The organism is Polymorphospora rubra, assembly GCF_018324255.1.
In the GTDB taxonomy this organism is placed as follows: domain Bacteria; phylum Actinomycetota; class Actinomycetes; order Mycobacteriales; family Micromonosporaceae; genus Polymorphospora; species Polymorphospora rubra.
On record NZ_AP023359.1, the window covers coordinates 8,147,647 to 8,169,901 of the forward strand.

At 73.3% G+C, this 22,255-nt stretch carries 18 protein-coding genes; 8 read left to right on the forward strand and 10 right to left on the reverse strand.

The features are described from left to right. The first annotated feature begins 56 nt into the window (after positions 1 to 56). On the forward strand, positions 57 to 5,513 hold the full coding sequence (locus Prubr_RS35690; protein WP_212820064.1) for an ATP-binding protein: 5,457 nt from the start codon (positions 57 to 59) through the stop codon (positions 5,511 to 5,513). 139 nt (positions 5,514 to 5,652) lie between these two features. Then, on the forward strand, positions 5,653 to 6,117 hold the full coding sequence (locus Prubr_RS35695) for a hypothetical protein (protein ID WP_212820066.1): 465 nt from the start codon (positions 5,653 to 5,655) through the stop codon (positions 6,115 to 6,117). A gap of 3 nt (positions 6,118 to 6,120) precedes the next feature. Here the strand turns inward: Prubr_RS35695 and Prubr_RS35700 are convergent, their stop codons facing one another. Next, entirely contained in the window at positions 6,121 to 7,614 is a 1,494-nt protein-coding gene (locus Prubr_RS35700) for an IMP dehydrogenase (protein WP_212820068.1), read from the reverse strand. Between the two features lie 219 nt (positions 7,615 to 7,833). Next, positions 7,834 to 8,490: a TetR/AcrR family transcriptional regulator gene (locus Prubr_RS35705; RefSeq protein WP_212820070.1), complete on the reverse strand. Its 657-nt coding sequence runs from the start codon at positions 8,488 to 8,490 to the stop codon at positions 7,834 to 7,836. Between the two features lie 92 nt (positions 8,491 to 8,582). Here Prubr_RS35705 and Prubr_RS35710 point away from each other — a divergent pair, with 92 nt between their 5' ends. Next, positions 8,583 to 8,966 (forward strand): DUF1761 domain-containing protein, encoded by a 384-nt coding sequence (locus Prubr_RS35710; protein ID WP_212820072.1) that lies wholly within the window; start codon positions 8,583 to 8,585, stop codon positions 8,964 to 8,966. Between the two features lie 34 nt (positions 8,967 to 9,000). Then, positions 9,001 to 9,288 (forward strand): DUF1905 domain-containing protein, encoded by a 288-nt coding sequence (locus Prubr_RS35715; RefSeq protein WP_212820074.1) that lies wholly within the window; start codon positions 9,001 to 9,003, stop codon positions 9,286 to 9,288. Positions 9,289 to 9,311: 23 nt separating this feature from the next. On the opposite strand, the gene Prubr_RS35720 is transcribed toward Prubr_RS35715, so the two are convergent. The 6 genes from Prubr_RS35720 to Prubr_RS35745 all read right to left on the reverse strand — a co-directional run bounded on the left by Prubr_RS35720 (position 9,312) and on the right by Prubr_RS35745 (position 15,202). Then, positions 9,312 to 10,481, reverse strand: coding sequence for a Cmx/CmrA family chloramphenicol efflux MFS transporter (locus Prubr_RS35720; protein WP_212820076.1), 1,170 nt, complete (start codon positions 10,479 to 10,481; stop codon positions 9,312 to 9,314). Positions 10,482 to 10,685: 204 nt separating this feature from the next. Next, entirely contained in the window at positions 10,686 to 11,375 is a 690-nt protein-coding gene (locus Prubr_RS35725) for a biliverdin-producing heme oxygenase (protein WP_212820078.1), read from the reverse strand. Then, the gene (locus Prubr_RS35730; protein ID WP_246568119.1) at positions 11,372 to 12,211 is read right to left on the reverse strand and encodes a heme ABC transporter ATP-binding protein; all 840 of its coding nucleotides are present in this window, start codon (positions 12,209 to 12,211) and stop codon (positions 11,372 to 11,374) included. Before Prubr_RS35730 ends, Prubr_RS35725 begins: the two co-directional genes overlap by 4 nt. Continuing rightward, positions 12,208 to 13,329, reverse strand: coding sequence for a FecCD family ABC transporter permease (locus Prubr_RS35735; protein ID WP_246568121.1), 1,122 nt, complete (start codon positions 13,327 to 13,329; stop codon positions 12,208 to 12,210). The genes Prubr_RS35730 and Prubr_RS35735 overlap by 4 nt, the downstream gene beginning before the upstream one ends. After that, on the reverse strand, positions 13,326 to 14,363 hold the full coding sequence (locus Prubr_RS35740; protein ID WP_246568122.1) for a heme/hemin ABC transporter substrate-binding protein: 1,038 nt from the start codon (positions 14,361 to 14,363) through the stop codon (positions 13,326 to 13,328). The genes Prubr_RS35735 and Prubr_RS35740 overlap by 4 nt, the downstream gene beginning before the upstream one ends. Further along, positions 14,360 to 15,202, reverse strand: coding sequence for a hypothetical protein (locus Prubr_RS35745; RefSeq protein ID WP_212820082.1), 843 nt, complete (start codon positions 15,200 to 15,202; stop codon positions 14,360 to 14,362). The genes Prubr_RS35740 and Prubr_RS35745 overlap by 4 nt, the downstream gene beginning before the upstream one ends. Positions 15,203 to 15,406: 204 nt before the next feature. Between Prubr_RS35745 and Prubr_RS35750 the strand changes: the two genes are divergently transcribed. From Prubr_RS35750 to Prubr_RS35765, 4 genes are all read left to right on the forward strand, one after another. Beyond that, a complete protein-coding gene (locus Prubr_RS35750) occupies positions 15,407 to 16,918 on the forward strand; it encodes an HtaA domain-containing protein (RefSeq protein WP_212820084.1) in 1,512 nt (503 codons plus the stop codon). Positions 16,919 to 16,985: 67 nt separating this feature from the next. Continuing rightward, the gene (locus Prubr_RS35755; protein ID WP_212820086.1) at positions 16,986 to 18,026 is read left to right on the forward strand and encodes a WxL protein peptidoglycan domain-containing protein; all 1,041 of its coding nucleotides are present in this window, start codon (positions 16,986 to 16,988) and stop codon (positions 18,024 to 18,026) included. Next, on the forward strand, positions 18,023 to 18,976 hold the full coding sequence (locus tag Prubr_RS35760) for a hypothetical protein (RefSeq protein WP_212820088.1): 954 nt from the start codon (positions 18,023 to 18,025) through the stop codon (positions 18,974 to 18,976). Before Prubr_RS35755 ends, Prubr_RS35760 begins: the two co-directional genes overlap by 4 nt. A gap of 74 nt (positions 18,977 to 19,050) precedes the next feature. Next, complete coding sequence (locus tag Prubr_RS35765; RefSeq protein WP_212820090.1) at positions 19,051 to 20,181, forward strand: PLL family lectin; 1,131 nt, start codon at positions 19,051 to 19,053, stop codon at positions 20,179 to 20,181. Between the two features lie 64 nt (positions 20,182 to 20,245). Here Prubr_RS35765 and Prubr_RS35770 read toward each other — a convergent pair whose 3' ends face one another. Beyond that, entirely contained in the window at positions 20,246 to 20,884 is a 639-nt protein-coding gene (locus tag Prubr_RS35770) for a hypothetical protein (RefSeq protein WP_246568124.1), read from the reverse strand. A gap of 86 nt (positions 20,885 to 20,970) precedes the next feature. Then, positions 20,971 to 22,158 (reverse strand): anhydro-N-acetylmuramic acid kinase, encoded by a 1,188-nt coding sequence (locus tag Prubr_RS35775; protein ID WP_212820092.1) that lies wholly within the window; start codon positions 22,156 to 22,158, stop codon positions 20,971 to 20,973. Between the last annotated feature and the right edge of the window lie 97 nt (positions 22,159 to 22,255).

The window sequence follows — 22,255 nt, forward strand, 5'->3', positions numbered from 1 at the left end:
CCGGGGCCACCATGTCCCGGCACGCACATCGTCGGTCAACAGGGAGGGCTCGGTCGGTGTTCAGCCGTGTCGCCATCGTCAACCGTGGTGAGGCCGCGATGCGGCTCATCCACGCCGTCCGGGAGCTGGCCGCGCAGACCGCGACCCGGATCGAGACCGTAGCCCTGCACACCGACGTCGACCGAAGCGCCACGTTCGTGCGCGAGGCCGACATCGCGTACGACCTCGGTCCCGCGTCCGCGCGCCCGTACCTCGACCTGAAGGTGCTGGAGCGCGCGCTGGTGGAGACCGGGGCGGACGCCGCGTGGGTCGGCTGGGGCTTCGTCGCGGAGGACCCGGCGTTCGCGGAGCTGTGCGAGCGGGTCGGGGTCACCTTCGTCGGGCCGAGCGCGGACGCGATGCGCAAGCTCGGCGACAAGATCGGCGCGAAGCTGATCGCCGAGGAGGTCGGCGTCCCGGTCGCGCCGTGGAGCCGCGGCGCGGTCGAGAGCCTGGACGCCGCCCTGGCCGCGGCGGCCGGCATCGGCTACCCGCTGATGCTGAAGGCGACCGCGGGCGGTGGCGGACGCGGCATCCGCGTGATCACGGGCGAGGTCGAACTCGCCGACGCCTACGAGCGCACCAGCCAGGAGGCGGCGCGGGCGTTCGGCAGCGGCGTCGTGTTCCTGGAGCGGCTGGTCACCGGCGCGCGGCACGTCGAGGTCCAGGTGATCGCCGACGGCCAGGGCACCGCGTGGGCGCTCGGCGTACGGGACTGCTCGGTGCAGCGCCGCAACCAGAAGGTGATCGAGGAGTCGGCGTCGCCGGTGCTCAGCCCCGCGCAGGTGGCCGAACTGAAGGCGTCGGCCGAGCGGCTGGCCGTCGCGGTCGGCTACCGCGGCGCGGCGACCGTCGAGTTCCTCTACCACCCCGGCGACCGGCTCTTCGCGTTCCTCGAGGTCAACACCCGCCTGCAGGTCGAGCACCCGATCACCGAGTCGACCACCGGGTTCGACCTGGTCAAGGCGCAACTGCACGTGGCGGCTGGCGGCCGGCTGGAGGGCGAGCCGCCGGCGGAGCGTGGGCACGCCATCGAGGCCCGGCTGAACGCCGAGGACCCCGACCGCGACTTCGCCCCCTCCCCGGGCCGCATCGCGCGGCTGGACCTGCCCGCCGGCCCGGGCATCCGGGTGGACACCGGCGTCAGCGAGGGCGACACGATTCCCGCCGACTTCGACTCGATGATCGCGAAGATCATCGCGTACGGCCGCGACCGCGACGAGGCGCTGGGCAGGCTGCGCCGGGCGATGGCGCAGACCACCGTGATCATCGAAGGCGGCGCGACGAACAAGAGCTTCGTACTCGATCTGCTCGACCAGCCCGAGGTGATCGACGCCAGCGCCGACACCGGCTGGATCGACCGCGTACGGGGCGAGGGCCGGCTCGTCTCGCACCGGCACTCCGCCGTCGCGCTGGCCGCCGCCGCCATCGAGGCGTACGAGGAGGAGGAGCGCGTCGAACGGCAGCGCCTGCTCTCGACGGCGTTCGGCGGACGCCCGCAGGTGCAGCACGAGAGCGGCCGACCGCTGGACCTCAAGCTGCGGGGCGCCGGCTACCGCGTACGCGTCGCGCGGATCGGCGCGCACCGGTTCCGCGTCGGTATCGAAGCGGGTCACGACGTGCGGACCGCCGACGTCGAACTCGACCGGTTCGACCGGCACACCGGGCAGATCGCCGTCAACGGCACCCGCTACCGCCTGCTCACCGACACCCACGGACCGACCCACCTGGTCGAGGTGGACGGCGTGACGCACCGGGTCAGCCGTGACGAGGGCGGCGTCGTCCGCTCCCCCGCGCCCGCGCTGGTCGTCGCGACGCCGGTCGCGGTCGGTACCGAGGTCGAGGCGGGCGCCCCGGTGCTGGTGCTGGAGAGCATGAAGATGGAGACGGTGCTGCGGGCGCCGTTCAAGGCGCGGCTGAAGGAACGTGTCGTGTCCGTGGGCAGCCAGGTGGAGACCGGCGCCCCGCTGCTGCGGCTGGAGCCGCTGGCGGACGCCGAAGCCGAGGACACCTCGGCCGCCGGCGCCGTCGAGCTGGACCTGCCCACCCCGCCCGCGCGGATCCCGGCCCGGGAGGCGACCACGCGCGGTCAGGAGGACCTGCGCAGCCTGCTGCTGGGCTTCGACGTCGACCCGCACGACGACCGCCGGGTGCTCGCCGACTACCTCACCGCGCGCCGGGTGGCCACCGACGACGGCCACCGGCCGCTGGCCGAGGAACTCGACCTCGTCGACGTGTTCGCCGACCTCGCCGAGCTCAGCCGCAACCGGCCGGCGGGCGAGGACGGCGGCGACAGCCACGTGCACAGCGCCCGCGAGTACTTCCACACCTACCTCCAGTGCCTCGACGTCGAGCGGGCCGGCCTGCCGGAGGCGTTCCAGGCCAAGCTCGCCAAGGCGCTCGGCCACTACGGCGTCACCCAACTGGAGCGCTGCCCGGACCTCGAGGCCGGAGTGTTCCGGATCTTCCTCGCCCAGCAGCGCGCGTCCGCCGACGCCACCGTCATCGCGGCGCTGCTGCGCGCGTGGCTTCGTGAGCCCCCGCCGGACGAGACGCTGCGCGAGCCCGCCGGTCTCTCCCTGGAGCGGCTGATCGCCGCGACGCAGATCCGCTTCCCCGTCCTCGCCGACCTCGCGCGCGGCGTGGTCTTCGCCTGGTTCGGGCAGCCGCTGCTGCGCCGCACCCGCGCCCGCGTCTACGCCGGCGTCCGCCGGCACCTGCGCCACCTCGACGCGCAGCCGGACGCGCCGGACCGCGCCGAGCGGATCGCCGAGATGGTACGCAGCACCGAGCCGCTGGTGCGCCTGCTGGGCCAGCGCCTCATCCGCGCCGACCTCGACAACACGATCATGCTGGAGGTACTGACCCGGCGGTACTACGGCAACAAGGGCCTGACCGGCATCCGGACCGGTCAGGTCGGCGGGTGCACGTTCGTGGTCGCCGAGCGGACCGGCTCGTGCGTGGTCTCCGCCGCCGTCAGCTTCGACGCCTTCGGCGACGCGCTGCGCGGACTCGCCGAACTGGCGGGCCGCGAGAACACCATCGACGCCGACATCTACCTCGCCTGGGAGGGGCAGCCGGCGGACTCCGACGCGATGGCGGACGCCCTGCACGAGGTCATCAGCGCGCACCCGCTGCCGAACCAGGTCCACCGCCTGACCGCCACCGTCGCGGGACGCGGCGGCGCGGTGATGCACCACCACTTCACGTTCCGTCCGTCGACCACCGGGATGACCGAGGAGCGGCTGATCCGCGGCCTGCACCCCTACATCGCCCAGCGGATGCAGATGGAGCGGCTGAGCAAGTTCAACCTGACCCGGCTGCCGTCGTCGGACGAGGAGGTCTACCTCTTCCAGTGCGTGGCGCGGGAGAACCCGTCGGACGAGCGCCTCGTCGCGTTCGCGCAGGTGCGTGACCTGACCGAGTTGCGTGAGCACGACGGTCGGCTGGTCGCGCTGCCGACGGCCGAGGACACCATCGCCACCTGCCTCGACTCGATCCGCCACGCGCAGTCGCGGCGGCCGTCGAAGACGCGGTTCAACACCAACCGGATCGTGCTCTACATCTGGCCGGCGAGCGACATCACGCGGGCCGAACTGGAGTTGCTCGCCGGACGGGTGCTGCCGACGACCGCGGGCGCCGGGCTCGAGGAGATCCTGCTCATCGCACGGCAGCGCGACCCGAGGACCGGCGAGTTGGTCCGGATCGCCGTACGCATCGCCTTCGACGCCACCGGCGGCACCGAACTGACCGTCGGTGAGCCGTCGGACGAGCCGGTCGAGCCGCTCGACGACTACCGGCAGAAGGTGCTGCGGGCGAGCAGCCGCAACGCGGTGTACCCGTACGAGTTGACCGGGCTGCTCGGCGACTTCGTCGAGTACGACCTCGACGGCGACCACGCGCTGGTGCCGGTCGACCGGCCCAAGGGGCGCAACCGCGCGGCGATCGTCGCCGGCGTGGTCACCACCACGACCCGGCGGCACCCGCAGGGCGTCACCAGGGTCGTGCTGCTCGGCGACCCGACGAAGTCGCTCGGCGCGCTGTCGGAGCCGGAGTGCCGCCGGGTGATCGCCGCGCTGGACCTCGCCGAGCGGATGCGGGTGCCGCTGGAGTGGTACGCGTTGTCCGCCGGTGCCCGGATCTCGATGGAGTCCGGCACGGAGAACATGGACTGGGTGGCCGCGGCGCTCAAGCGGATCGTCGAGTTCACCCAGGACGGCGGCGAGATCAACATCGTGGTCGCGGGCATCACCGTCGGCGCGCAGCCGTACTGGAACGCCGAGGCGACGATGCTCATGCACACCAGGGGCATCCTGGTGATGACGCCGGACTCGGCGATGGTGCTGACCGGCAAGCAGTCGCTGGACTTCTCCGGTGGCGTGTCGGCCGAGGACAACTTCGGCATCGGCGGCTACGACCGGGTGATGGGACCGAACGGGCAGGCGCAGTACTGGGCGCCGAACCTGGCCGCCGCACGTGACCTGCTGATGTCGTACTACGACCACACGTACGTCGCACCCGGCGAGGAGTCGCCGCGGCGGGCGACGACGACCGACCCGGTCGACCGCGACGTCTCCGACTTCCCGCATGCCGTGGCGGGCAGCGACTTCACCACCGTCGGCGAGATCTTCTCCGCGCAGGCCAACCCGGACCGCAAGAAGCCGTTCGACATCCGGACCGTGATGCGGGCGCTCTCCGACCAGGACCATCCGGTGCTGGAACGCTGGGCGGGCATGGCGGACGCGGAGACCGTGGCGGTGCAGGACGTGCATCTCGGCGGGATCCCGGTCTGCCTGCTCGGCATCGAGTCCCGGGCGGTGCCGCGGCGCGGCTTCCCGCCCACCGACGGCCCGGACACCTACACCGCGGGCACGCTGTTCCCGCGGTCGTCGAAGAAGGCCGCGCGGGCGATCAACGCGGCCAGCGGCAACCGGCCGCTGGTGGTGCTGGCGAACCTGTCGGGGTTCGACGGCTCGCCGGAGTCGATGCGCAACCTGCAACTGGAGTACGGCGCCGAGATCGGCCGGGCGATCGTGAACTTCCGCGGGCCGATCGTGTTCTGCGTCATCTCGCGCTACCACGGCGGCGCGTTCGTGGTGTTCTCGAAGGCGCTGAACCCGAACATGACCGTGCTCGCGCTGGAGGGCTCGTTCGCCTCGGTGCTCGGCGGCGCACCCGCCGCCGCGGTGGTGTTCGCGGGCGACGTCAAGGCCCGCACCGCCGCCGACCCGCGGATCCGGGACCTCGAGGCCCGCGCCGCGGCCGCCGCCGGCACCGACCGGGCCGCGCTGACCGCGGAACTCGACGAACTCCGTACGTCGGTGCGCGCGGAGAAGCTCGGTGAGGTGGCCGCGGAGTTCGACCGGGTGCACAACATCCAACGGGCCGTCGAGGTCGGCTCCGTCGACGCCGTCATCCGGGCCGCCGAACTGCGCCCGCGCATCATCGAGGCCATCGGGTCCCGACTGGGTTGACGCGGCGCCGGTGGGACCACGACGTCCGTGGTCCCACCGGCCGCGCCGCCGTCCTCCGGTCGACGGTGGCGTGCTTGCCGGAGTTGACTACGATCTGCGGCGTCGCCACACCGGTCCACACCTGTCGAGGGATGCCCAGATGCCGACCCGACCGTCCACCGTGTCCCGCCGGGCACTCGCCGGGCTCGCCGCCGTCGCCGTCACGGTTCCGCTGCTGGCCGCCTGTGGGCAGGACAATTCCGAGCTGCGCCAGATCGGGCCCGGCACGACCGTCTACATCGACGCGTGGGACGAGGACGCGGACCGGGGCGACCAGGCACTGATCGAGCAGAAACCGTCGGGTCTGTGGGTCGTGCCGTTGCAGGCCCCCTTCCGGCGCACGAAGGGCGGCAGGTTCGACGTGCAGGTCGAGCTGACCCGCGAGGGGGTGTGGCGGGTCGACCCGCAGGGCGCCCGGGTGGGCCGGGACCATGACGACTGCCTCGCCGACGGCGAGGCGTACGCCCAGCTGGTCACGCCCGAGGCCCAACTGAGGTGGGAGTCCGGCTCGGCCCGTAACGAGCGCGACAACGACGACTGCGTCACCGCCGACCAGAGCCGGTGACCGTCACTCCCCGGCGTCGACGGACCGCTTGCGCAGCCGCACCTCGGCGGTGTTCTGCTCGTACGACCGCTCCGACACCTGCACCAGCACCGCGTTCTCGTGGAAGTCGCGCAGCGTCGTCGCCCCGCAGCTGACCATCGTCGCCTTCAGTTTCGTCCGGGTCAGGCCCACGTTGTCGGCGAGGCTGCCGGCGTAGGGCACGAAGCCGTCGACCCCCTCCTCGAAGGAGATCTCACCCGTGTGGCCGTACCGGGCCGCGTTCTGTGCCCGCCGGGACCCCTCGCCCCAGTACTCCTTGAAGAACTGTCCCTCGACGCGGACCTTCCGCGACGGCGCCTCGTCGAAGCGGGCGAAGTAGCGGCCGAGCATGATGAAGTCCGCGCCGCAGGCCAGGGCGATCGCCATGTGGTAGTCGGCCAGGAGTCCGCCGTCACAGCACACCGGCACGTACATGCCGGTTTCGGCGGCGTACGCGTCCCGCTCCCGGACCACGTCGATCAGCGCCGACGCCTGCCCCCGGCCGATGCCCTTCTGGTCCCGGGTGATGCAGATCGACCCGCCACCGATGCCGACCTTGACGAAGTCGGCGCCCGCCTCGGCGAGGTACCGGAAGGCACGGGCGTCGACGACGTTGCCCGCCCCGACGAACACCTTCTCCCCGTAGCGGTCGCGCACGAACTCGATCGCCTTCTTCTGGTAGACCGAGTAGCCGTCCGACGAGTCGAGACACAGTACGTCGGCGCCGGCCTCCACCAGTGCCGGCACCCGGTCCGCGTAGTCGCGGGAGTTGATCCCGGCGCCGACCCGGAACCGTTTCCGGCTGTCGACCGACGCGTTGTGGAACGTCTTGTGCGCCTGGTAGTCCCGCTTGAGCACCAACGACACGAGGCGGTCGCCGTCCAGCACCGGCAGGACGTCGAGGCGGTTGGCCCAGATCATCTCGTTCGCGTCCGACAGGCTGATCGTCGCCGGGGCGGTGGTCAACTCGTCGTACGCCCGCATCCGCGCCGTGACGACCTCACCGGACCCGTGCCGGTGCAGGTGGAAGTCGTCCGGACCGATGATGCCGAGGAACCGGCCCTCGGCGGAGCCGTCGTCGGTCACCACCGCGACGCCCTGGTCCACGTCACCGAGCAGTTGGGCGACCTCACCCAGCGTCGTCGACGGCTTGACGTTGATCTCGCTGGTACGGAACCCCGCCTTGTGCCGCTTCACCGCGCGCACGTCCTCGACCTGCGCGCCGATCGGCTGGTTCTGGTGTACGAAGGACAACCCGCCGACCTCGGCGAGCGCGACGGCCAATCGTGGCGACGACACCGCCTGCATGATCGCACTGACCAGGGGGGTGGCGATCCGGACCGGGGACTGCTCCCCCACCCGGTGCCGCACCACCGGCGTGGTGAGGTCGACGTTGTCGGGCGTGCACTCCTCCGTCGTCAGTCCGGGCAGGAGGAGGAACTCGTTCAGCGTGCGGGAAGTCTCGTCGAGAATCTTCACGGTGGTGGCCGTCTCCCATCGAGCGGGTGCGACACTTCCGCCCTCGAAAAGGGCAGCGCATCTCTCGGTAACCGGCCCGGCGGGACGGGCTCACCGCACCGCCGCGCCCGGCCGAGCGTATCGGGCATACCGGTGGGGTCCGGTGCGGGGCCCCGCGGATCGTCGTACGGCGATACGGTGTCCGGCCCGCCGAGATCCGCGACGGATCGCGGCGACCGGTCAGCGTCGGGGTACGGCGTCGCCGTACCGGGCGAGGAAGGTGTCGACGGCGGCGCGGGCGATCGCGTCGAGCCGGTCCGCCTCCGGCGGGGCGTCGCGGCCGCTCAGGGTCTGGTCGTTCAGCGGCGCCGCGACCGCGAGCCAGGTGAACTGCTGCGCGGCGACCAGCGGATCACCGGCCCGGATGAGGCCACGCCGGTCGAGTTCGGCGAACGCGTCGCCGAGGTCGGCGATGTTGCGGTCCCAGCTCTGCGCGACGTAGCTCGTGGCGACCTCGGGAAACCGGGTCGCCTCGGCGGCCACGAGCCGGCGCATCCGCAGCACGTCGGGGCTCAGCACCGCGTCCTGCACGGTGCGGGCGAACTGCGTGAGGGCGGTCGGCATGTGCTCGGCGGCCAGCAGCAGGTCGAGGTACGGCCGCATCGCGCCACGGCCCCGCGCCGCCCAGTCGAGCACCGTCGCGGCGAACAGCGCGTCCTTCGACGGATGTGCCTGGTACAGCGACGCTTTCGAGATCCGTGCCCGGGCGGCGACGGTGTCCATCGTCGTCTTGGCGAACCCGTGCTCCAGGAAGACACTTCGCGCCACCGCGAGCAGGTCGGCGCCCTGGCTGCCGCCGGGCCGTCCACGGCGGCGGGTCTCCGGTTGCCCGCGCATGACCCTCCAATTGAGTACTTGACAGTACTGTATCCGCGACCTACGTTTCCCACAATCAGTACCACCTGGTACTGAAACTTGGGAGGTCGCCCGTGCCCGCCCTCGCGATCAGTGCCGCGACCGTCGCCGCACTCGTCATCAGCTTCGCCTTCTATGCCATCGCCCCGGCCGGGCCGGCCGCGCGGACCGGCCCGACCGAGCCGGCGGCGGACCGGCCCGCCGCCTGGCAGATCGCGGTCGAACTACTGCGCGGCGCGGTCACCGCGGCACTCGTGGCCGGGCTGCTGCGGGCCGCCGGATGGAACGGGCCCGCCGCCGGCGCGCTCCTCGGACTCGTACTCTGGGCGTTGCCCCTCGTGCTCCTCACCGGCTCGGTCGTGTGGGAGCGGGTACCCGTACGAAGCGCCGTGCTCCATGCCGGCGACTGGCTGATCAAACTCATCGCGATCGGCGCCATCGTCGGTGTCCTCGCCTGACCCCGTCCCCGGCGCGGCCGAGAGGAGCTCGACAATGGACAGCAAGGCCGGACCGCTCGACATCACCTTCACCGCCATCCTCGGCAAGGTCCAGGCGGGCGACACCTGGACCTGTGTCAAACTGCCCGGCTCGGCCGAGATCTTCGGCACCCGCGGCCTCGTCAAGGTCGCCGGCACCGTCGACGGCACCCCGTTCCGCGGCGCGTTCATGGCGCTCGGCGACGGTACGCACAAGCTTCCGGTCAACGCCGCCGTACGGCGCGCGATCGGCAAGTCGGACGGCGACCCGGTCGTCGTCCACCTCACCGAACGCCTCAGCTGAACCACCGCACCCGGCCTCGTTCCTCAGGGCCGGCGTCCGTCGTCGGGCCCGGGTTCGAGGACCCGGCGGAACCGGACCACGACGACGAGTGCGAGCGCGACGAGGCTGCCGCTGGTCCAGACGGGTCCCAACTGGCCGACCCTGGCGGTGAGGGTCGCCGCCGCGATCGCGGGTCCGGCCGCGGCTCCTACGTTCAGGGCGGCGGTGGCGTAGGAGCCCGCCATCGTCGGGGCGTCGGCGGCCTCGTAGAGCACCCGGGTGATCAGGGTGCCGCCGACGGCGAAGGACAGCGCTCCCTGGACGAACGCGAGAACCGGCAGGACCGCGGGTGCGCCGGCGGTGAGGCCGAACACGAGCCAGCCACCGAGCAGCAGAGGGCCACCCACCGCGACGACGGCACCGGGGTGCCGGTCGGAGAGGCGTCCGGCAACGGTGACACCGACGAAGCAGCCGAGGCCGAACAGCGCCAGCACGACCGGGATCCACAGCGGTCCCAGCCGGGCGACATCGGTGACGATCGGGGCCAGGAAGGCGAAGGTGGCGAAGGTGGCGGCGTTGACCAGCGCGCCGAGCAGCAGCACGACGACCAGTCGTGGTCGCCGCAGCTGCGTCAGCTCGGGACGCAGGAAGGCACCGCCCGGGCCGCCGGTGGGGCCGGGGATGCCGTGCACCACGGCCAACGCGGCAGGCAGACACAGCAGCGCGACGGCCCAGAACGTCGCCCGCCAGCCGACGAGCGTTCCCAGCAGTGCCCCGCCCGGAACGCCCACGACGGTGGCGACCGTCGTACCGGCGAGCAGGACCGAGAGAGCGCGCCCCTTGCGGTGGGCGGGAACGAGGTCGGCGGCGGCGGTGAGCGCGACCGCGAGGAAGCCGGCGTTGGCGAACGCGGCGACGACCCGGGTGGCGAACAGAACCGGGAAGCTGTCGGTGAGCGCGCCGACGACGTGTGCGGCGAGGAACGTGACGAGGAACCCCGACAGGCTGATCCGCCGGGACCACGTACGGGCCAGGGCGGCCATGAGCGGCGCGCCGACGACCATGCCGATGGCGAAGGCCGATGTCAGCAGTCCCGTGGTGGCGACGGAGACACCGAGGTCGGCGGCGATCTCCGGCACCAGGCCGGCGAGCATGAACTCCGAGGTGCCCATGGCGAACACAGCCACGGCAAGCAGGTAGAGAGGCAGGGGCATCGGGTACTCCGAGGTGACGAGTGATCGGCGAGACGTCGTCTCGGTCACCTCGGGCAGGGCCCCGGACACCTACCGCCGGTGCGGTGGGCGCCGGCGGGGTTGGGATGTCGGTGGTTCAGGGGGCTGACGGGTGACCGAAAGCCCCCACCCTGGATGCCTCTGGACTCGACATGCCGCCATCCTACGACGGCACCGGGTCGGTGCTCAGGCGGCCTGCTCGCCGGCCGGCCGCAGGTACGGGCCGGCCGCCTGCGCCAACTCGGTGAAGACCGCCCGGTTGAGGTCGAAGGCGACGACGGCTTCCCCGGCCATCCGGTCGAACTCGTCCGGCCCCAGCCGCAGCGCGTCGAGCCGTTCCCGGTACTCCCGCTTGAACCGGCCCCGGCTGGTGATGCGGTCGAACTCGTAGAACCGGGTGCCGCGGCCGGCCGGGAACGCGTACGTGTCGCGGATCGCCTTGCCGACGATCGCGCCGCCGGACAGGTCACCGAGGTACCGGGTGTAGTGGTGGGCGACGAATCCCGCCGGCCAGGTGAAGCAGACCTCGCGCAGCCGCTCCCGGTACGCCTCGGTCGCCGTACCGGCCCGGCTCCGGTCGCGCCACTGTGGACCGTGGAGGAACTCGAGGTCCTCGACCAGCGCGGGCAGCCGGGTGAGCTCGTCGGCGACGAACGGGCCGGCGACGGGGTCGTCGCGCATCACCTCGGCCGCGCTCTCCAGGACCTCGTAGATGAAGTAGTGCTCGGTGACCAGGAGCGCGTACCCCTCGACGGTGAGCTTCCCGCCGATCAGCGCGGTCACGTAGGTGGTCGACTCGGCCGCCTGGTGGGCGGTGTCCGTGGCGGCGCGGAGCCGGGCGGCGATCCCGGGGGCCACTTCGAGGCTGTCGGTCATTTTCCAGTCTCCGTCGTTCGGATCGGCAGCACCAGGTGGGTGCCGGTACGTGGGTGGAGCACGATCTCGATGTCGTGCTGGTAGGTCTCGGTCAACTGTCGCGCGGTCAGCACCTGTGCCGGGGAGCCGTCGGCGACCACGCGGCCCTGCGCGAGGAGGGCGATCCGGTCCGCGTACGCGGCGGCCAGGCTCAGGTCGTGCAGGACGACGACGACCGCGTTCCCGGCCCCGGCGCGCTCCCGGGCGATGCCCAGCACCAGTTCCTGATGGCGCAGGTCGAGGGCGGCGGTCGGCTCGTCGAGCAGCAGGATCGGCGCGCGTTGGGCCAGCACCCGGGCGAGGGCGACCCGGGCCTGTTCGCCGCCGGAGAGGCGGGGGAACGGCCGGTCGGCGAGGTGCTCGATGTCGGCCAGCCGCAGCGCCGCGGCGACGGCTTCGGTGTCCTCGGCCTGTTCGGGCCGGCCGGTCCACGGGGCCCGGCCCATCCGGACCACGTCGGCGGCGGTGAACGGGAACGCGACGGTGGCACGCTGCGGCAGCATCGCCCGGCGGCGGGCGAGTTCGATCGGCCGCCAGGCCGACAGTGGCGTGCCCTGGATCCGGATCTCGCCGGCGGAGCCGGGTAGATCGCCGCAGAGGGCGGCGAGCAGGGTCGACTTTCCGGCGCCGTTCGGCCCGACCAGGGCCAGCACCTCGCCGGCCCGTACCTCCAGGCTGACGTCGTGCAGCACCGGGCGGCCGCCGAGCCGGACCCGCAGGTCCCGCGCGACGACCGGTGGCTCCGAGGTGGACGCCGTCGCCGTGGTGGTCCGGCGGCCGCGCCACCAGCCGGTCACGCCCAGCCTCCGGCCCGGGCCCGGGTCCGGCGCAGCAGCCAGAAGAAGCAGGGTCCGCCGATCAGCGCGGTCAGGACGCCCAGCGGCAGCTCCTGGTAGTCGATCAGCGTACGGGCGACCAGGTCGCCGGCGACCACGACGGCCGCCCCGCCCAGCGCGCTGGCCGGGACCAGGATGCGGTGTCCCGGCCCGGTCACCATCCGGATCAGGTGGGGTACGACCAGGCCGACGAAGCTGATCACGCCGGTGAAGGCGACCGCGGAGGCGGCGAGCAGCGCGGTGACGGTGATCATCACGATTCGCAGCCGCTCCACGTCGACGCCGAGGTGGCGGGCCGGTCGCTCGCCGAGGGCGAGCAGGTCCAACCGTCGGGCGGCGGCCACCGAGGCGGCGATTCCCACGGCGGCGCACGGTGCGGTGACGGCGACGGCCGCCCAGTTGGCCTGGGCGAGGCTGCCGAGTTGCCAGAACGCGACGGCGCGTACGGCGTCGGCGTCACCGAAGAACATCAGGATGCCGAGCAGCGCGCCGGCCACGGCGTTGACGGCGATGCCGGTCAGTACGAGGGTGACGACCTCGGTGCGGCCGTCGGACCGGGAGAGCGCGTAGACCAGGAGTGTGGTGAACAGGCCGCCGCAGAAGGCGGCCGCGGCGACCGTCCAGCCGCCGGCGACGGAGACTCCGGTGACGATGACGGCGGCGGCGCCGACCGCGGCGCCGGAGGAGACGCCGATGACGCCGGGCTCGGCGAGCGGGTTGCCGAAGACGCCCTGCATGACGGCGCCGGCGCAGCCCAGTGCCGCGCCGACGATGACGGCGAGGGTGACGCGGGGGAACCGGACGACCCACAGGGCGTTGTCCCCCTGCGGTGCGGTCGGCGTCGGGCCGATCGGCAGGCCGAGGCGGTGCAGGACCGAGCCGAGCACCTCGGCCGGCGGGATCCTCACCTGTCCGGTGCCGGCGGCGACCAGGCAGAGCAGCGCCAGCAGGCCGAGCAGCCCGGCGAGCAGCAGCCAGCCGCGGCGACGGCGGCGGGGCCGTCCGGTCGGCCGGGGTTGCCGGGTGTCGGCGGGCGGTGGTGCGGCGGTGGGCTGCCGGATGTCGGTGGCCGGGTTCACTGGCATTCCCCGTAGACCGCCTCGGCCAGGGCCGCGATCGCCGGCCCGGTCCGGGCGCCGAAGTTGAGCAGGAGGCCGTCGTCCATGTCGACGACGCGGCGGTTCCGCCCGGCCGGGGTCTGGCCGACGCCGGGCATCGCGACCAGGCCGTCGACGCCCTTGACGGACTCCAGGCCGTGGGTCATCACGAGGATCACGTCGGGGGCGGCGTTGATCAGTCCTTCGCTGGTCAGGGGTCGGAACCGCTCCAGTCCGATCTCGGTGCCGGCATCGACCGCCCCGATCGCCCGGATCATCTCGTCGGATCCGGCGCCCTTGCCACCCATCAGGTAGACCCCGGCGGTGCCGCGCAGGTAGAGGAAGGCGATGCGCAGGGGCCGGCCGGGTGGTGCCTGCCGCCGGGCCGCGGCGATCTCGCCCTCAACACGGGCGACCAGCTTCGCACCGCTGCCCGGCACGCCGAGCGCGGCGGCGATGGTCCGGATGTGCCGGGAGATCGCCGGCAGGGTCTGTTCGTCGTCGATGAGGACGACCGGGATCCCGGACCGGCGGAGTTGGTTGAACACCTCGGGGGGCCCGATGCTCCTGTCCGCGATGACGACGCTCGGGTCGAGCCGGAGGATCGCCTCGCCGGACAGGTCGTGGCCGGCCGGGGTGACCACCGGCAGGTGGGCGGCGGCGGCAAGGGTCGTGGAGGTGTCCCGGCCGACGACCCGGTCGCCGAGGCCGAGGCTGAAGACGATCTCGGCGATCGAGCCGTACAGGTTGACGGGCAGGATCCGACTGGCGTCGGTGACGGTGACGTCGCCGCCGTCGGCGGAGGTGACGGTGACCGGCAGCCGGCTCGGCGGATTCTGGTCGACGGGAGTGACGTCCTGGTCGGGCAGTCGGGCGGTGGTGGGCCCGCAGCCGACCGCGGGGTCCACGGTCGACGCGGCGCCGGTGGGTGCCGGGGCGCAGGCGGTGACGGCGAGCAACGCGATCCCGCCGAGGGCCGCGATCAGTCGGCGGGCGGCGGGGCGGGGGCTTCTCACCGCGCACCCCGCCGGCGCCGGAACCGCAGAACGAGCAGGAGGGCGACGACTCCGGCGAGTGCGATCAGGGCGGCGTTCCACCACCGGTCGGCCGCGGTGCTCTGGCTGACCCGGGTGACCTCGGCCGCGGCGGTCGCGGCCGCGGTGGGTGCGCCGGCGCCGGGATCGGCGGCGGAGGCGGTGGCCGCCACCCCGGCGGCCGACGGGGACGCGGTGGCCGGGCTGACCGGGGCCGCGGCCGTACGCCCGGGGCCGGGGTTGGTCGGGTTCGCGGCGGGCGCGGTCGGGTCGGCCGATGCGGGCTGGGCGGCGGCGAAGGTGACCGGCACCCGGACGTCCTGGGACCGGTCGGCGGTCCGCAGGTGGTCGGTGCGGGTGACGACGGCACAGCGGCGCACGGTGCAGTCGACGTCGCCGATCCTGCTGCTGACCTTCACCTGCACGGAGAAGGAGCCACCGGGCCCGTACGGGATGGCGAGTCCCTCGCCGTACGCGGGCGGGTTGGACGAGATCCATTGCGATGCGCCGGAGTCGCCGGACATGTCGATGCCGCCGCCGCACGGCGACGGCGCGCTGCCGGCGCCGTTGTCGACGCAGAACGCCACGTAGATGCCCTTGTTCGTGTCGTAGCCGGTGCCGGAGACCGAGAGTGTCTCGCCCTGCCGGTTGATCCCGGTCGTCTTGCTCACGGTCAGTCGTTGTCCGGCGGTGCCGCGGCCGACGGTTTCCGCCCGGGCCGCGTCCGGGGTGAGCCCGATGGTGGTGACCACGGCGGCGCAGAGCAGGGCCAGCAACGGGCCGACGCCGGCGAGGCGTCGAAGGGTTGGGCGGATTGGCATCGGACTCCCCAATGCGAGACAGCTTAGGACTGCCTAACCTAAGTCCACAACCCCTCGATGATCAAGTCGGCTGACCAGCCGATTGATCCTGCCGATCACGCCCCCACTTCCCCGCCGGAACGTCGAGTTGACACAAAGTTGGGTGAGGCTAACCTAAGTTGCTCTTGGTGGGGAACTCTCCCCGCCCTGACGAAAGGAAGCAGCATGGGCAGACTCGGCGCCGGAACCACCCGGCGCAGTCCGCTACGTTGGGTAACGGCCGTCGCACTCGGCGGGGCCACCGCCCTCTTCGTGGTCGCCCCGGCGTCAGCCGCCCCGGTGGACGTCACCGCCGGCAGCCTCGACTGGGGTTTCAAGGCGTCGTTCCGCAGCTACGTCGCCACCGGCAACGGCAATCCACCGATCGCGGCCAGTGACGGGGCGACCCGCAACGCCGACGGCACGTTCCGGTTCTCCTACCACGACGGCAGCTACGACGCCGCCGCCGGGACGGCGACCGTCCACTACGACGGCACGGTCGTGTTCTCGTACCCGGCGCACTTCTTCACGATCACCATGGCCAACCCGACGGTGGTCCTCGACGGCGCGGCCGGGTCGCTGCGCGCCGACGTCGACCTGACCGTCACCGGCGGTGGCTTCGAACCGATCTCGGTCGACCAGGCCGAGATCGCGACACTGGCCACCGGCACCCCCCAGTCCGACGGTTCCACCGTGACGTGGTCCAACCTGACCACGACGATGACCGAGATCGGGGCGTCGGCGTTCGCCGGCTTCTACGGTGCCGGCACCGCCCTCGACCCGGCGACGGTACGGATCAGCACGTCGGGCGGCCCGGCCGGCCCGGCGGTCACCGTGACCCCCGCCACCGGCGTCGACCCGGCGGGAACGACGGCGACGGTCACCGGCTCCGGGTTCGACCCGCAGGCGGCGAACGGCAACGGGATCTACGTGGCCTTCGGTCCGAAGAACGACGCCGACTACTGGGTCAACTCCCGCCGCTACAAGTCGGTCAAGTGGGTCAACAAGAACGTCACGACACCCGGCGGCGGCCAGGACATCCTGAACGCCGACGGCACGTTCGACACGACCCTGGAGGTGGCGGCCCGGTACACCGACGGGAACGGCAACGAGGTCGACTGCACCGCGGTGCAGTGCTACATCCTGACCTTCGCCGCGCACGGCTCGGCCGACCGCAGCCAGGACACCTTCACCCCGGTCAGCTTCACGACCCCGGTGGCCGGCAGCGCCGACCAGGAGATCACCGCCGAGGTACGCCAGACGGGCCCGCTCACGCTCGCCGTGGCCGGTTCGACGGTCGCCCTGGGCGCGGTCGAGCCGGGCGGCACCGCGACCGGTGCCCTCAACACGGTCACGGTCAGGGACCAGCGCGGCACCAACGCGGGCTGGAGCCTCGTCGGGCAGGTGGAGCAGTTCACCGGCTCGCTGGGCGGGACCATCGCCGCGGACAACCTCGGCTGGGTGCCGAACGCGTCGTTCGTCGACGACGGACTGGTCAGCACCCCCGGGGTGGTGACCCCGGGTGCTCCGGCCAACCCGGGTGAGGGCACCGGCCTGGGTACGGCCCGCACGCTGTGCTCGTCGGCCGCCGGCGCCAGCGGTGGGCAGTTCGAGTGTGGGGCGCAGCTCAACCTCGGCGTACCGGCGTCCAGCACGCCGGGCGACTACACCGCGACGCTGACCGTCACCCTGTCCTGATCCGCCACGCGGAGGCGCCCGCTGCTACGACGGGCGCCTCCGCTCACCCTCGTACCGGAGAGTCCTCATGCGGCACCGTTGGCTGCCAGCACTCCTCGCGGCCGCGCTGCTCGGCGTACCGACGCCGGTGGCCGCGGCGCCCGAACCGTCCAGCCCCGCCGGCGCCGATCCCGGAATCACCTGGGCGGTCCAGCCCTCGGACGCCTCCGGCCCCACCGGACGCAGCTACTTCGTCTACGACGCCGCTCCCGGGCAACGCATCGACGACCAGATCGCGGTGCGCAACCTCGGCCGGACACCGCTGACCCTCCACCTGTACGGCACCGACGCGTTCACCACCGACGACGGAAGCTTCGGTCTGCTGCCGGCGAGCCAGCCCCCGACCGGCGTGGGCACCTGGGCGACGATCGGCGAAGACCGGGTCGTGGTGCCGCCCGGTCGGCACGTCGTCGTCCCCTTCCATCTCGTCGTCCCCGCCGACGCCAGCCCCGGCGACCACGCCGGCGGCCTCATCGCCTCGGTGGCGACCGTCGGCACGACCGCCGACGGCCAGCGGGTCAACGTCGACCGGCGGGTCGCCGCCCGGGTCTACCTGCGGGTCGCCGGACCGCTGACCCCCGCCCTGCAGATCGAGACGCTGCGCGTCACCAGCCACGTCCCGCTCAACCCGCTCGACCGCGGCACCGTGGAGGTGCGGTACCGGCTGCGCAACACCGGCAACGTCCGCATCGCCGGCACCGGGAGCGTCGCCGTCAGCGGGCCGTTCCGGTGGGAGCTGGCCCGGACCGGCACGGTCGACGTGCCGGAACTGCTGCCCGGTGGGGTCACCGAGGTGACCGAGCGGATCACCGGACTGCCCGCCGCCGGCCGCCTCGACATCGCCGTGCACGTCACACCCTCCACCATGGACGTTCCGCTGTCGACGGTGACCCGTACGCACGGCGTCTGGGCCGTACCCTGGGTCCTGCTGGTCCTCGGCCTGCTCGCCGCCGCCCTGGCGGTGGGCGCGATCCGGCGGCGCCGGCCCGGCACCACCCGTCCCGCCGCGCCCGCGACCACCGACGGCCCGGTGGCCGCCACCGCGACACCTGCCGGCCGGGCCGGATGATCCGCCGCCACTCCCCCGGTCGCCCCGGGGCGGCGCGGCACCGCACCGGCCCACTGTCCACCGCGGCGGCGTTGGCGTTGGCGGCCGCCCTGGGCACGCCGGTCGCCGCCGCGGCGCGGCCGGTCGCCGGCCCCCCGACGATCGGGATCGACCGCGCCGAGGTCGCCGTCGGTGCGCAGGTCACCGTGACACTGACCGGCTGGCCGGCCGGTCTGGTGAATGTCGAACTGTGCGGCAACGGCGGACGGCGCGGCTCCGCGGACTGCGCGGTCACCTCGGCGGTCCAGGTCGCCGTCACCGCGGGCGGCCCGGCCCGTACGCGGCTGCGGGTCGTCGCCCCACCCGTCGCCTGTCCCTGCGTGGTCCGCGCCAGCAGCCTGGACCAGGGCACCAGCGGCACGGTCCCGCTGGCCGTCACCGGCAGCTCCGCCCCGGCCGTCCCGGCCGGGGACGCCCTCGACCCGGCGCCGTCCGCCCGGCTCGTCGTCACCGAACTCGAGGTGACCGGGGACGCGTCCTGGAGCGGTCTCTTCGGCGGCCCCGCCCGGCGGCTGCTGGTGGCGACCGTACGCAACGACGGCACCGCGCCGGCGGTCGAGCCGGCCGTGTCGGTCACCCTCGGCCGGGGCGACGCGCCGACCGGGTTCGTGCCGCCACCGCTGTTGGACACCATCGCCCCCGGCGAACAGCGGGTCGTCCGGCTGCCCTTCACCATTCCCGGCCCCGCCGTCGGCCGCTACACGGTCCGCGGCGAGATCGGCGGGCTCGGCCAGCCGGTCGTCTTCAGCGCGACCACCCGGAACCACCCGTGGGGGCTGCTCGGCCTCGCCGCCGCGCTCCTCGTGGCCTGGCAGGTCCGGTCGACGTGGGCGGCCGGCGCGGTCCGGCGCAGAAGACCACGCCCGCGGTCAAGCGGGGTGGACGACAATTCCCGAATACCCGCACTTTAATCGACTGCTGTCGATTCGATGCTCCCGGGTGTGGAACCTGGTCCCAGCGGTTCCCACGACCCGAGGGGGCACTCATGATCCGGATCCGGGCCAGATGGCCGCGTGTCGCGGTCGCGGTCGGCGCCGCGTCGACCCTCGCCGTCACACCGGTCGCCGCACCGGCGGCGTACGCCGCCGTACCGCAGCCCGTCGGGGTCACCGTCGGCGCGGACGGCCGCCTCCACCTGGCCACGACGGGCGCGCCCACCCCGGCGACCGGTACCCCGTTCGCGCCGCCCGGTGCCGGCGTCACCATCACCCCGGGTCCCGACGGCACCCTCGCCGTGTTCGCCATCGGCACCCACGGTGGCCTCGTCGCGGCCCGCACCAGCGCCGCCAGCTCCGGAATCACCGTCCTCCAGGACGGCCCCACCGGACTCGCCCCACCCGGCGGCCACCTCGACGCGATCACCACCACCAACGGCATACACGTCTTCTTCACCGGCAACGACGGCGCCCTGCACACCGTCACCTACCCCCGCTTCGTCACACCCGGGGCCGGGCCACGACCCGTCACCGCCGCCGGCCTCGCTCCACCGGGCGCCGCCGTCGCCGCCACCCGCCAACCCGACAACAACCCCGGCGCCGCCTTCGTCGGCGTCGACGGCGCACTCCACACCGTCTGGCGCACCACCGGCGGCGCCTGGGCGACCGTCCCCGCCGGCCCGCCCCAGCTCGCCCCCGCCGGCGGCGGCGTCGCCGCGACCGGTCTCGACACCTTCTTCACCGGCCTCGACGGCGCGCTCTGGTACGTCCGCCTCACCGCCGGCCCGCTGCCCGACCCGTGGACGGCGGTCGCCGTCGCCGGCGCCGGGACGGTCCCGGCCGGGGCACACCTCGCCGCGGCCCACTTCCCCACCGGCCCGGCCGTCGTGCTCTTCGCCGGCCACGACGGCGCCATCCACGCCACCACCAACGCCGGCGGAACCTGGCGGCCACCGTCCGGGACGACGGCGCCCGGCGTCGCGCGTCCGGGCGCCCCGGTCGCGGCCACGATCACCGGCGACCAACTCCTCGCCGACTGGTGCGGCAACAGCATGTGGTTCCGGCTACGCATCCCGAAGCCCCGCGGGCCGCACCCGGAGCCGTGGAACGCCACCACGTTCCCGTTCCCGTCGCTGCCCACCATCCGGGCCGGCCTCAACGTCTCCGCCGCCCTGATCTAGCCGGACGCCCTGATCCGGCCGGACGCCGCCACGGTGCCCGGCGACCCCGGCGGCGCCTTCGACCTCACGCCGGAGCCGGTCGCACCCGGCGGGAGCCCGACCAGCGCGGCCGGCGTACCAGGACGACGATGATCAGGATCAGGGACGGCAGCGGCATCGGGTGGCCGAGAACGAGGGCGAGAGTCAGCTCGGCGAGGCCGCCCAGGACGGTGGCGACGAAGATCCACGGCGGCCCCGTCGGCGCGACGACCCGCCGCCCGGCGCGGACCGTACCCCACGGCTTGCGCACCGACAGCCACCCCTGAAAGGCGATCGCACCCGCCATCAGCGCCGTTCCGACGACCAGGGACAGCGACGGCCCGGCGGTCAGCGAGTCCGTCAGCGCCGGCGACAGCACGAAGATGCCGAGATACACCTGGACCATGCTGATGCTGAACTTGATCAGCACCCACCAGTGCAGGAAGAACCCCCAGGCGGTGGCGGCTGCCAGAACGATGCCGGTGCAGGCCGACACCCCGGCCATCGGGGCCAGCAGACGACCGTCGACCTGATGTGCCATCGACGTCGCGGCGGCCCGGACCGCGGCATCGTCCGCCGCGAGACCGACCGCGAGGAGCACACACAGCGTCATCGCCTGCGCCATCCAGCCGACCGACGTCAGGATGTGCAGCCACACGGTAACTTGTCGCCAGCGCTTCACCACGCCCCTGATCGTCACAGTTCGATCGCCGGGCGGCCATCGGAGGAAACCCGGGAACCGGCCCCAGGGATGCCCCGGATATCGAGCGGTCAGCTCTGCACACGCAATCGCCGCGGCGGTCCCCCGGTCCGCCGCGCCGGCCCCGGTGGCGGCCCCGGTGTCCACGACCCGAGCACGGCGGCGGTACGGGCCCCGGTGACCGACGGCAGCGCGCCCGGAAGCCCGTGCGCGGACAGCCAGCCCAACAGCGCGAACGCGTACGCCTCCTTCGCCTGGGCCGGTATCCCCCAGTCGTCGGTGGTCCGCAGCGTCCACCGGCCGGTTCCGAGGTCCCGCAGCCGGGACATGAGCACCGGATTACGGACCCCGCCACCGGCCGCCACCACCTCGGTGACGCCGTGCCGGTCGCACTCGGCCGCGACCGTACGCGCGGTGAGTTCGGTGAGCGTGGCGATCACGTCGTCCGGCCGGACCGCCCGGCCGTGCGCTGCCAGCCGGTCGTCGAGGTAGCCGGCGTGGAAGAGCTCCTTGCCGGTCGACTTGGGCGGGGGCCGGCGCAGGTAGGGCTCGGCGAGCAGCAGCGCGAGCAGGTCCGGGTCGACGGTGCCGGCCGCCGCGAAGCGGCCGTCCCGGTCGTACGGCGCCGCGTGGTAGCGCGCCGCGGCGGCGTCGATCAGCGCGTTGGCCGGCCCGACGTCGTACCCGGTCACCGGCCGGTCCGGTGCGACAACGGTGAGGTTGGCGATGCCGCCGAGGTTGAGCGCTGCCCGGGGGCCGTCCCGGTCCGGCACCGGCCGGTCCGGGTCCGGCGCCAGCAGCAGCGCGTCGAAGGCGGGGACGAGCGGGGCACCCTGTCCGCCGACCGCGATGTCGGCACCACGCAGGTCGGACAGGACCGGAAGCCCGGTACGGGCCGCCACGAAGGACGGTGCGCCGAGCTGGAGGGTCCCCATCGCCCGGCCGTCGGCGACCCAGTGGAAGACGGTCTGCCCGGGCGAGACGACCAGGTCGGCGGCGCCACCGGCCAGCTCGACCCCGGCCGCCGCCGCGTCGGCGAAGACCTGGCCGAGTCGGGTGTCGAGCCGGCAGACCGCCTCGATGGTCGTCGACCCGGGCGGCAGCACACCCGCGACGGCGTCCCGCAGCGCGTCGTCGAACGGCAGGCCGACCGTGCCGAGCGGGCTCATCCACAGTGTGTCGCCGTCCCGGCGGAACCTCGCGGCGGCGACGTCGACCGCGTCGTACGAGGTACCCGACATCAACCCGACGATCAGCATCCGGCCACCGTAGCCGTCGTGGGCGATCCGGCGAACTGTTGGGAACTCCACTGCCCACATCGGGTGCGATGGATGGATGGCGGACTACATTCATCAG